Source organism: Methanoculleus receptaculi (assembly GCF_033472595.1).
Taxonomy (GTDB): domain Archaea; phylum Halobacteriota; class Methanomicrobia; order Methanomicrobiales; family Methanoculleaceae; genus Methanoculleus; species Methanoculleus receptaculi.
In genome coordinates this window covers 707,063-719,192 of sequence record NZ_CP137642.1, presented here as the reverse complement: position 1 = coordinate 719,192, position 12,130 = coordinate 707,063, and the positions used below count along the sequence as shown (strand labels likewise).

Annotated in this window: 8 protein-coding genes; 6 read left to right on the top strand and 2 right to left on the bottom strand. The window is 60.7% G+C overall.

From position 1 onward, the window contains the following. Nucleotides 1-3: 3 nt before the first annotated feature. Both R6Y96_RS03840 and R6Y96_RS03835 read right to left on the bottom strand, forming a co-directional pair. Nucleotides 4-528 carry an Orn/Lys/Arg family decarboxylase gene (locus tag R6Y96_RS03840; protein ID WP_318622199.1) on the bottom strand — a complete coding sequence of 175 codons (525 nt, stop codon included), beginning with the start codon at nt 526-528 and terminating at the stop codon, nt 4-6. A 176-nt stretch (nt 529-704) separates the two neighbouring features. Next, nucleotides 705-947, bottom strand: coding sequence for a GNAT family N-acetyltransferase (locus R6Y96_RS03835; protein WP_318622198.1), 243 nt, complete (start codon nt 945-947; stop codon nt 705-707). A gap of 319 nt (nt 948-1,266) precedes the next feature. Between R6Y96_RS03835 and R6Y96_RS03830 the strand changes: the two genes are divergently transcribed. From R6Y96_RS03830 to glgP, 6 genes are all read left to right on the top strand, one after another. Beyond that, complete coding sequence (locus tag R6Y96_RS03830) at nt 1,267-2,742, top strand: alpha-amylase (RefSeq protein WP_404810326.1); 1,476 nt, start codon at nt 1,267-1,269, stop codon at nt 2,740-2,742. Beyond that, the gene (locus R6Y96_RS03825; protein ID WP_318622196.1) at nt 2,724-3,896 is read left to right on the top strand and encodes a glycosyltransferase family 4 protein; all 1,173 of its coding nucleotides are present in this window, start codon (nt 2,724-2,726) and stop codon (nt 3,894-3,896) included. The genes R6Y96_RS03830 and R6Y96_RS03825 overlap by 19 nt, the downstream gene beginning before the upstream one ends. Before the next feature lie 5 nt (nt 3,897-3,901). Beyond that, the gene (gene glgB, locus R6Y96_RS03820; RefSeq protein ID WP_318622195.1) at nt 3,902-5,833 is read left to right on the top strand and encodes a 1,4-alpha-glucan branching protein GlgB; all 1,932 of its coding nucleotides are present in this window, start codon (nt 3,902-3,904) and stop codon (nt 5,831-5,833) included. Nucleotides 5,834-5,838: 5 nt separating this feature from the next. Further along, nucleotides 5,839-8,238 carry a DUF3536 domain-containing protein gene (locus tag R6Y96_RS03815; RefSeq protein WP_318622194.1) on the top strand — a complete coding sequence of 800 codons (2,400 nt, stop codon included), beginning with the start codon at nt 5,839-5,841 and terminating at the stop codon, nt 8,236-8,238. Next, nucleotides 8,235-9,731: a 4-alpha-glucanotransferase gene (malQ, locus tag R6Y96_RS03810; protein ID WP_318622193.1), complete on the top strand. Its 1,497-nt coding sequence runs from the start codon at nt 8,235-8,237 to the stop codon at nt 9,729-9,731. The genes R6Y96_RS03815 and malQ overlap by 4 nt, the downstream gene beginning before the upstream one ends. A gap of 111 nt (nt 9,732-9,842) precedes the next feature. Beyond that, nucleotides 9,843-12,089, top strand: coding sequence for an alpha-glucan family phosphorylase (glgP, locus tag R6Y96_RS03805; RefSeq protein ID WP_318622192.1), 2,247 nt, complete (start codon nt 9,843-9,845; stop codon nt 12,087-12,089). The last annotated feature ends 41 nt before the right edge of the window (nt 12,090-12,130 follow it).

Here is a 12,130-nt window from a genome sequence, read left to right as displayed (position 1 = left end):
CCGTCACTCCGAAACACAGTAGGCGTAATAGACCCGGCGCCCCTCCCTCGTAACGACGTCCACGCCATGCACCTCGTTCTCGAACCCGGGAAAGAGGTTGTCGAACTCCTGGAGGATCTCGAGGTAATCCACAACCGCCCGTGTCTCCTGGCCGCACCGCTCCCCGGGCATTATGACCGGGATGCCGAGCGGGTAGGGGACGACCATCACTGCGACGGTCTTCCCCTCGATCTCGCCCGCAGGCACCTGCACCACCTCTCCACGCACAAGGCGGCGGTAAGCCTCCGCCGGCGTCATCACCGGTTCCGGAAGCCTCGAATAGACGTCCCGGACAACCACCGGGATCGACTCCGCCCGGAGGAACCCGTGCATCTCCCGGCAGAGGTCCGCAAGCCCGAGCCCCGCATACCTGGCGGGATACTGGCGCACCAGGTCTGGAAAGACCTCCTCGATCGGGCTGTTGCCGTCGTAAAGCGCTTTGAACCGGGATAGTTCCGCAACCAGCGTCCCTGACTTGCCCTTCGTCATCGATGAAGAGAACTGGAAACTCTTCCAGGTAGTCCATACAGTAAACACTTCCTGGAGGTTACTCGGGAGAGATATGTTTAGAATGTTGTGGTCGGGGCGGGTATGGATCGTCAGCCGACCTCAAACGAGGTCACGCCGAAGATCTCGGCAAGTGGCGGGTCAGGGATTGCCTTCGTTTAGATCCGGGCCGTCTCAAAGACGGCGACCATTCCGTGCCTGCGGCTAAGCGCCACGGCTTCGGCGTTTGGTTCAGGCGTATCGAGGTAGATCGCCTCGCCCGGCACCTGCGCAGAGAGGGTAAGGAAGATCTCCTCTGCACCGTGAATCCCAGGATTCCATCCCTCCTGCTCCGCCCAGTCAACGGCAATCTCAACCTCCTCCCGCCCCATCCTCCTAACAAGAAATCTATCGCGGCTCACACTGCTTCCCCCTCTGCGTTGTGCGGTTTTCCCATTTGATTCCATCCTGAAAGAGGATAAATGAGCGGGGACGGAAGGCTGTTTCGATCGTTTCTGGATGTGACGAGCAGGTGCATCAACCAATACTTCCCGGCTTTGATAGACCTCTCCATGGATGGATATGTCTTCAGGTGAGACGCAGAGAGAGGGGGAGAGGGTGATTTGAGGGTGTAAAACCATGAGTTAACGTTGGTTTGATGTGGCCATATCCGCCGAATCCTCCGGGCCTCCAGGGGTCGGGGGCGGAAGGATTGGTGATATTCGTATCACCGATATTTATATGCACAGAAAGGGCCATCTATCTCCAATGAAAAGCGAGGGGCAAACTCCACCAGCAGTCTGCCCCGGGTTTGATATCCACTATCCCTGTTATCTAAATCCGGGGTTTCGATCGGGTATGGCAAAGGGGTTAAAAGACGTAAAGAGGGCTTATTTTGACCCTTATCTGAAGGAAGACCTGGGTGTGGTCATCGACCGCTCATTCCAACCGGCAACAGAGATCCTGATCAACCTCCTTGAGGAGGGGTTCGCATGCACTCTCAGCATCTCCGGCACCGTCGTGGAGCTCCTGGAATCCTGGTATCCCGATATGCTCGATCTCCTCTCCCGTGCGGCCACGCACCGGAACGTCGAACTCCTTGGAGAGACCTATTACCACAGCGTCGCCGGCCAGTTCAGGGATCCCGGAGAGTTCGAGACCGAGATCCTGATGCACCGCGACCTGATGAAGGATTACTTCTCCGCAGTCCCAACGGCGTTTGCGCACACCGACTACCCCATCACCCCGGCCACAGCGGAGGTGCTCCAGGATAACGGAATCCGGGCAGCCATCATCGAGGGTGATAACGGCCCCGCTCTCGATACTGACACAAACCACGTCTACACCTACAACGGTCTCCCCATCCTCATAACCCACTGCAATCTTGCCGACGATATCGCCATCAGGTTCCCCTGGCGCGATTGGGACAGATGGCCGCTCACGGCCGACCGTTACGCGGAGTGGATCTCAGTCTCGCCGGGCGAGTGCATCACGCTCTACCTGGACTACCGCGTATTCGGTGACTTCGTCGGTGCCGAGACCGGTATCCTGGAATTCCTGCGTGCTCTTCCCGCAGCACTCGCCGCAAAAGGGGTGGATAGTATACACCCATCAGATGCCGTCACCAGGTTCTCGCCACACTCAGAGATCGGGGAGGCGGTCAACGCCGATAACCAGCAGCTAACCATCATCCAGCAGTCCGCCCTTCATGCGCTCGAGGATGCTGGAGCCCTTGTTGCGGACAAACAGGTATGGCGCCGCCTCCTTGACACCGAACACCTGCGCAGGATGGCGATGCGATCGACCTCCTGCGGAAAACAGTCTCATCCCACCAGCCAGCAGACTGTCCACGACCATTTCGCCTCCTTCATGCGCGTCCTCTCTGACCTGGAGGAGAGGTCAACTCCCGCCAGCCGCTCACCCCGGGCGGTCATCTCGCTCCGTTGCGTCCCGCCGGAGAAGGCTTTCCACTTCTCCTCGCAAGACCGGCCAGCAGGTTACGCTGCTCACAGTCTGCAGGAGTTCGTAAACATCCTGGAGTTTGCCTCCGACGATGTCATCAGCCACCATCTGGATCGCGGGGATTTCACGCGCTGGATCGAGTTAGTCATCGGCGATACAACCCTGGCAAAGAGTATCTCGGGCATATCCGACCGCAACGAACTCCGGTCAACGATCCAGAAGAGGATAGACAGTCTATGGAAACGTATAAGATAGCATTCTTCTGCTGGGAATCTCTCCACTCCAGGTTCAAGGTTGGCGGGCTTGCACCGGCGGCAACCCACCTTGCAGAGCACCTGGCGGCAGGGGGGCACGAGGTTCACTTCTTCACACGGGGCGAGGAGGAGGATGCAGACATCAACGGTGTCCACTACCATTACTGCCTGCCCTACGGCGACAACATCGTCGACTACTGCAGAACTATGAGCAACATGCTTCTCAACGCCTTTCGGGCTCACGACACACCGCCGTTTGACATCCTCCACTTCCACGACTGGCACATGGTTGAGGCGATGCACATCCTGCGCGACCGCAACACCATTCTCTCCTACCACTCGACCGAGTACGGCCGAAACGGCGGAAACTTCGGTGGCTGGTGGGAGTTTCAGGAGATATCAGGCAAAGAATGGTATGGCGGCTACATCGCAAAAGCGGTCACAACGGTATCAAACTCAACAAAGACCGAGGTGATGTGGCTTTATGGCGTCCCGGAATGGAAAGTCACCGTCATCCCGAACGGGATCGACCCCGACGCATACCGCATCCAGGTCGACCCCGGGGCGGTGAAGAAACGTTACGGCATCCATCCCCTTGCACCCGTTCTCCTCTTTGTCGGCCGCCTCACCTACCAGAAGGGGCCCGACCTCCTGGTTCAGGCCATACCCACGATCCTTGCCAGACGTTGGGACGTCCAGTTCCTCTTCGCAGGCACCGGGGATATGCGCGAGAGCCTGGAGAAGATGGCAACCGGTCTTCCTGTCCAGTTCCTGGGCTACGTCGCCGACGAAGAGCACCTCCAGATCCTGAACGCCTGCGACCTTGTAGTCATACCAAGCAGAAACGAGCCCTTTGGACTCGTCCTTACAGAAGCCTGGAGCGCTGAGCGTTGCGTCGTCGCGACAGACGTCGGGGGGCTCGCCGAGAACATAGAGAACTTCAAGGACGGTATCAAGGTCCCCGTCCGTCCGGAATCGATAGCCTGGGGGGTGTGCCTCCTCATCAATGACCCCGCACACATGCAGCGACTCGGGCAGGCGGGGCGACGGAAGGTTATGGAGAGGTTCCGGTGGAGTGTCGTCACTGACCGGATGCTTGAGGTCTACCGGAAGGTTATTGCAGCAGGCCGCGACAGCGGCGGCGGGGAGGGATGAAGAGCGTGCAGCAGAGATTGGACGATATCACAAAGACGGGGAGTCTCATAACCGATTACGATGTCTACCTCTTTCGGCAGGGGACACACACACGCCTCTACGAAAAACTGGGGTCGCACATCGCCATCTCCAGCGGCGTTAAAGGAACATTCTTTGCGGTCTGGGCGCCAAACGCCGTGGAGGTCTCGGTCATAGGTGACTTCAACGGCTGGGTGGCCGGGAAAAACCCGCTAAGGGCACGGAGCGACGGGTCAGGCATCTGGGAGGGGTTTATCCCGGGTGTCGGTCATGGGGATCTCTACAAGTACTACATCAGGAGCCGCTACAACAACTACTCGGTGGAGAAAGGCGACCCGTTCGCCTGCTACTGGGAGGTTCCGCCGAAGACCGCCTCAATCGTCTGGGATACCTCCTACTCCTGGCATGACCGGGCGTGGATGCGGCGTCGGGAAGAGTTTAACAACCCCGCCGCTCCGATCTCAACCTATGAGGTCCACGCCGGGTCGTGGCGGCTGCCGGATGATGGAAAGGGACGGTGCATGAGTTACCAGGAACTCGCAGTAGAACTCGCAAGTTACCTCCTCGATACAGGGTTTACACATGTCGAGTTCCTCCCGATCATGGAGCACCCGCTTTACGCCTCCTGGGGTTACCAGACTCTCGGTTACTTCGCCCCGACGAGCAGGTACGGCACCCCGCAGGACTTCATGCATCTCGTCGACTACCTGCACAAGCGCGGGATCGGGGTGATCCTGGACTGGGTGCCGTCCCACTTCCCCTCCGACGGATACGGCCTCTCCTACTTCGACGGCACCCATCTCTACGAGCATGAGCAGCCAGGCCAGCGCTACCACCCGGAGTGGAAGAGTTACGTCTTTAACCTGGGGCGAAACGAGGTTCGATCGTTTCTTATCAGCAGCGCCGTGTTCTGGCTCGACCGCTACCACGCCGATGGTATAAGGGTGGACGCGGTCTCCTCGATGCTCTACCTTGACTACGCCCGTCGTCCCGGTGAGTGGACTCCAAACATCTACGGGGGGCGAGAGAACCTGGACGCGATAGGGTTCCTCCGGAAGTTGAACGACACCGTCCATGCAAACTATCCTGATACGCTCGCCATAGCCGAGGAGGCTACCGCCTGGGCAGGGGTGACCGCGCCGGGTGCCACAGGAGGGTTAGGGTTTGACCTGAAATGGAACATGGGCTGGATGCATGACACGCTCGACTACTTCGCGCTCGACCCGATCTATCGGAAGTACCGGCACGACATCCTGACGTTCAGCATATCCTACGCCTTCTCAGAACGCTACATCCTCCCCCTCTCGCACGACGAGGTCGTCCACGAGAAGAGCGCGCTCATCGGAAAGATGCCCGGTGATGAGTGGCAGAAAAGGGCAAACCTCCGTCTCCTCTTCGGGTATATGTTCACGCACCCGGGAAAGAAACTCCTCTTCATGGGCGGGGAGTTCGGGCAGTGGTCGGAGTGGAACCACGAGACCGGGCTTGAATGGCACCTCCTCCAGTATGCCCCGCACCGGGGGATCCTCCGCTGGGTCACCGACTTAAACCGCCTGTACCGCCGCAAAACCGCTCTCCACGAGTGCGATGCCAAGCCTTCAGGGTTTGAGTGGGTTGACTTCTCGGACGCCGAGAAGAGCATCATAAGTTACCTGCGGCGCGGTCGGTCGGTCGATGATATCGTCCTTGTCGCCTGCAACTTCACGCCGGTACCACGTTACGGCTACCGTATAGGCGTCCCCTTCGGCGGGTTCTGGCGAGAGGTGCTCAACAGCGATGCGGTTGAGTACGGCGGGAGCGGTGTGGGGAACCTGGGCGGGGTGGAAGCGGAACAGGTTCCGGCGCACGGCCGGGCGTGGTCGCTCCCGCTCACGCTGCCCCCTCTTGCGGTCGTCATCTTCACCCCCGAGGGGGCGTAAACCGGATGAAGGAGCGTGCAGTCTGCATCCACGGCCATTTCTACCAGCCTTCGCGGGAGAACCCCTGGCTCGGGGAGGTCGGCATGCAGCGCTCCGCTGCCCCCCACCATGACTGGAACGAGCGGGTGACCGTGGAGTGTTACGCCCCAAACACCGCCGCACGCATACTGGATGCCGACGGGCTGATCGAGGATATCGTTAACAACTACGCGCGGATCAGTTTCACGGCCGCACCGACGCTCTTGTCCTGGCTCGCCCGCCACCGCCCGGAGGTCTACCAGGCAATCCTTGCAGCCGACCATGAGAGCCAGGAGCGCTACGCCGGCCATGGGTCGGCGATTGCATGCTGCTACAACCACATCATCATGCCGCTTGCTGTGCGGCGTGACAAGCGGAAACAGGTCGTCTGGGGCGTCCGCGACTTTGCGGCAAGGTTCGGCCGGATGCCCGAGGGTATGTGGCTTCCGGAGACCGCGGTCGATCTCGAGTCGCTCGACCTGATGGCGGAGGCCGGGATCCTCTTCACCATCCTTGCCCCCCACCAGGCGGCGAGGGTGCGGGAGATAGGTACGGCAACCTGGACAGAGGTCACTGGTGACAGCCTGGATACGACGATGCCATATGTTTGCCGCCTCCCCTCGGGCCGGAGGATTGCAGTCTTCTTCTACAACGCCGGGATCTCACAGGAAGTCGCGTTCGGTGACCTTCTCTCAAACGGGGAGCGGTTTGCCGAAAGGCTGGTCGAGGCGTTCTCGCCCGGGGGAGAACGCTCAGAACTTGTGCATATCGCGACCGATGGAGAGACTTACGGCCACCACCGCAAATTCGGGGATATGGCGCTCGCTTACTGCCTCCGGTCGCTCGAATCGCACCGGAACGTCAGCCTCACGGTCTATGGCGCCTACCTGGCCGCCCACCCCCCGACGCATGAGGTCATCATCCGGGAGGAGACGTCCTGGAGCTGCCCCCACGGCATCGAACGCTGGCGAGGGAACTGCGGCTGCAGCAGCGGCGCGCACCCGGGCTGGTCGCAGGCCTGGCGCAGCCCGCTCCGAGAGGCGATCACCATCGTCCGGGACGCCATCGCACCCCGCCTGGATGAGGCGTTCGCTGAGATCCTCGATGACCCAGTGGCGGCCCGGGACGATGCCGTCAGCCTCGTCCTGGGCAACTGGTCGGATGAGGCCGTGGAGGCGTTCATATCCAGGCACTCCACCGGGAACCTCTCCGCGGAAGACCGGCAAAGGCTCCTGGCGCTCCTCGAGATTGAGAGGCAGGCGAACCTTATGCAGACAAGCTGCGGCTGGTTCTTCGATGATATTGCAGAACCGGGGAGCGTCCAGGTCATACGCCACGCAAAACGGGCAATCGATCTCGCCCGACAGGTTCTCAGGCTCGATCTCGAGACGGCGTTCTTCGAGACCCTCCGAGAGGCGCGGGGCAACGATCCCGGGCACGCAACCGGTGCTGAGGTCTACGACGCCCGTATCAGGCCGCGGGTTTTCGATCTGCCCCGGATCGCGGCCGGGGTCGCCCTCTACGCCCTCTTTGGCCTTGAACACCCAGCGGCCACCTCCGGGATGTATGCCCTCCAGGAGGAGTGGCCATACCGCCTGAACGCCGGTGATCGGCGGCGTATCCTGGGGAGGGTTCACCTGCGGTCCCGCGCTGCGGGGGAAGAGGGGGCTTATGACACGGCCGCACTCTTTGACGGGATCGATCGCATCGTCATCGGGGTGAACGAACCCGGCGGCGATGCGGCGATCCGGGAGGCGTTCGCCGGCCCGGATCCGGCCGGGGCGATACCGGCGGGCTTCAGCCGGCTCTATACCGCAGCAGACCTCTCCGATGAGGAGAGGTGGGCGATAGCCCGCGAGATGATACCGGGGATCGGGGAGGCGGTCTGCGGTGTATACCAGGATGAATCGGCCCTGATCCGGACGCTCAAAGACCTCGGGATCCCGTTGCCAGGGGCCGCAGCCCACCTCATGGCGTATGCCGGGAGCAGGTGCCTGACCTCGATCTTCGAGGAGGGCTGCCCCGACCCCGGCCGATTTCTGGCGATCGCAAACGAGGTGGAGGCCCTGAACCCTGCGCCCGATATACCCGCCCTGGCAGCGGCGGCGGGGAGGAGGATCGAAGGATCTATCCGCGCAGCGGCGGCCAGACCCGACGACCCCGCCCCACTCGAAGAGATTCCGCGCATCGTCGGTTGCGCGAGGCTGCTTGCACTGCCTCTTGACCTCTGGGAGAGCCAGAACATCTGTATCAGGCTGCGCGGGCACTACACGGAGATGTGCGGGCGTGCCGGACGTGGAGATGGTGGTGCAGAACAGTGGGTGGAGGCCTACAGGAGGGCGGCGGGATCCCTGGGCGTGCGTGTTGTTGGGGGGAGACGGGGATGAACCGGCGGGGGAGCGGGGTTCTGCTCCATATAACGTCTCTTCCATCGGCATACGGGATCGGCGACCTGGGTCCTGCGGCGCAGCGGTTTCTGGATCTCCTCGCCGATGCCGGACAGCGCTACTGGCAGATCCTCCCCCTCAACCCGACGTTCCCGGCGTTCGGCAACTCCCCATACCAGAGCACTTCGGCGTTTGCCGGAAACACCTGGCTTATCAGCCCGGAGCAGATGGTTGCGGACGGTTTTCTCGAGCCCGCGGATATCACGGATCCGCCGCCGTTCCCGGTGGACCGGGTCGACTACCCCGGGGTGATCGACTACAAGAACAGACTCTTTGACCTCGGGTTTGAGCGGTTCAGGGAACGGGGCAGCGACCACCGTTACGAGGATTTTGCGGCCAAAAATGCCTCCTGGCTCGATGATTATGCCCTCTTTGTGGCCCTGAAAGAGCACTTTGCCGGACGGGCGTGGGCCGACTGGCCGGCCGCCGTCCGTGACCGGGAGCAGGAGGCGCTGGAAAACTACACTGCGAAACTTGCCGAGCGGGTCCTAAGGGAGAGGTTTCTCCAGTATGTTTTTGACAGACAGTGGAAGAGGTTCAAAGACTGCTGCCGTGCCCGCCATGTCCAGGTCATCGGGGACATCCCGTTCTATGTCACCCACGACAGCGCCGATACGTGGTCAAACCCGGGACTCTTCAAACTCGACGAACAGAAGAGGCCGACTGCCGTCGCGGGTGTACCACCGGATCTCTTCTGCGAGACCGGGCAACTATGGGGAAACCCTGTCTACCGCTGGGAGGCGCACAGGGAAGAGCGGTTTTCGTGGTGGGAGAGCCGGATAGAGCGCGCCCTCGCCCTTCTCGACAGGCTGCGGCTTGATCACTTCCGGGGGTTTGTCCAGTACTGGGAGGTCCCGGCCGGTGCGGCGACCGCGCAGAACGGCCGCTGGGTCGATGCGCCGGGGCGTGAACTCCTGACGCACCTTGCCCGGAGCAGGCCGTGCCTCCCGATCATCGCCGAGGACCTCGGTTACATCACCCCCGATGTCCGCGAGATGATGGGGCTGTTCGGGTTTCCGGGGATGAGGGTTCTGTTGTTTGGGTTTGACGGCGAGATTGCAGAGAACCTCCACGCGCCCCACAACATAGGCAGAAACTGCGTCGCATACACGGGCACACACGACAACAACACTGTTCGTGGGTGGTTCGAACACGAGATCACCGATCGCCAGAGAGACCTCCTCTTCCGCTACATAGGAGGGGCTGTGAGCGCCGAGCGGGTGCCCGGAATCCTGGTCAGTCTCGCGATGCTCTCACCCGCAGAGACGGTCATCATCCCAATGCAGGATATACTGGGTCTCGGGCTGGAGGCACGGATGAACCGGCCGGCCACGGCAAAAGGAAACTGGGAATGGCGGCTCCGCCCTGAAGAGATGGGAGAAGAGACCATGCAGGAGTTTGCGGGGATGACAGAGGTCTATGGGAGAAGTTGAAAAGACCACAAATGACTCAATAATTTTGATATCATCGGGATATAGAGAGATATCAAAAGGAATATAATAACTGTGATAAAAACTACACCAGCAATCAGAGGACAGGGTTTCATGGAGGATTCCATCCGCGATCAGTTCGACCATGTCCCCGAACGGATCTCCGGACTTGTCGACCTGGCATACAACCTCTGGTGGAGCTGGAACCAGGAGGCCCGGGTACTCTTCAAACAGTTGAACCACCAGGCGTGGAGGAGAAGCGCCCACAACCCGATCCGGATGCTTCGCGAGATTCCGGTTGAGTTCCTGAACCAGGCAGCAAATAATCCAGCCTACTGCCGCCGCTACGACATCATCATGCACCGGTTCAGGAATTATATGAACACCACCGGAACATGGTTCTCAGAGAACTACGCCAACCACCCGCCTTTGACGCTCGCCTACTTCTCGGCGGAGTACGGGCTCCACCATTCGTTACCCATCTATGCAGGCGGACTTGGGTTCCTTGCCGGCGATCACTTGAAGGAGGCAAGCGATCTCGGGATACCGCTGGTTGCCGTCGGGTTTCTCTACTCCCAGGGTTACGTATGCCAGCAGATCGACCCGGACGGCTGGCAGGAGGATATCACCCAGCCGCTCGACCACGATGCTGCACCGATCACCCGTGTTCTCGATGCCGAGGGCAATGACCTTATAGTCCGGGTTCCCAATATCGATCCGCCCATATACGTCGCCGTCTGGAAGGTTCAGGTCGGCAGGACACCGCTCTACCTTCTGGATACAGACATACCCTGCAACAACCCGGAGAACCGCGGCATATCAGCCAGGCTTTATGCCGTCGGCCTGGAGCAACGCCTCCGCCAGGAGATCGTGCTCGGCATCGGCGGGCGGAGGGTGCTCCACACCCTCGGTATCGAGTATTCAGCGGTGCACCTGAACGAAGGGCACCCGGCCTTTGCGCTGCTTGAGCGGATCAGGGAACGTGTTGAGGGGGGAATGACGTTTGAGGAGGCACTCGAAGAGGTGCGGGCGACCACCATCTTCACCACCCATACACCCGTCCCGGCCGGCCACGATGTCTTCCCCCTCGACCTGATCGAGAGATACTTTTCGTCCTACTACACTGCGCTCGGGATCGATCGAACCCGGTTCCTGCACCTGGGGGCCAATCCTGAGCAACCAGAAGCCGGTTTCAACATGACCGCGCTCGCGCTCCGTCTGTCGGCGCACCACAACGGCGTCTCACGGGCAAACGGGGCCGTCGCCTCCGATATGTGGAGATCTCTCTGGCACGGCTCGGGTGGGGATGAGGCGCCAGCAGACTATGTTACAAACGGTGTACATCTTACAACCTGGCTGAACACCCGTATGCAGGCGCTCTACAACCGCTACATCGGCCCCACCGCACCCGGATGGCTGGCGGAGCACGACAACCCGCTGGTCTGGGAACTGATAGACGAGATCCCGGACGCCGAACTCTGGAACCTCCACCTCTGGCTGAAGGCAAAACTTATCAACCGGCTCCGGGAGCGGGAGCGGCTCCGGTGGACGATGCAGCGGGTCGGGTCAGTGGAACCGGGGATCGGAAGCGCGTTTCTGGACCCTTCGGTCCTGACGATCGGGTTTGCCAGACGGTTCTCGACCTACAAACGGGCATACCTCATATTCGAGGATCCAGACCGACTCAAACGCATCGTGAACAACCCCTGGCGTCCTGTCCAGATCATCTTCGCCGGGAAGGCGCACCCGGCCGACAGGGAGGGGAAACGGATGCTCCAGCGGATCTACCAGCACACGCAGGATCCCGGATTTTGGGGGCGGGTTGTATTCATAGAGGATTATAACAATCATGTGGCCCGCTACATGGTGCAGGGCGCCGATGTCTGGTTGAACAACCCGCTGCCACCCATGGAGGCAAGCGGGACAAGCGGTATGAAGGCAGCGCTCAACGGCGTGCTGAACCTCTCGATCCTGGACGGCTGGTGGCTGGAGGGCTATAACGGCAGGAACGGCTGGGCGTTTGGAGAGGGGGCTGCTGACCGCGACTCAAGGGACAGCATCGATGCAGCGGCGATATACGACCTTCTTGAGCGGGAGGTTGTCCCGCTCTACTACGACCGCTCCATCGATGATATCCCGCACGGGTGGGTCAGGATGATGAAAGAGTCGATCCGGAGCAATGCCCCGAGGTTTTCGTCACGGCGGATGGTTAAAGAGTATGTCGGCCGCTACTACCCTCTCCTCCTGAAGGCGGCCGCGGGGACGCCATATGCAGTGAGCCTGATAAAAGACTCTCAGGCTCAGGCGTGGAGGGGTCTGGCAGAGGGGGCGGGAGTAAACGGTCATCCCTTCTCCCGCTGAATTTTTCTATCAGCTCTCTCACAGGAAACCGGCCGAAAAAA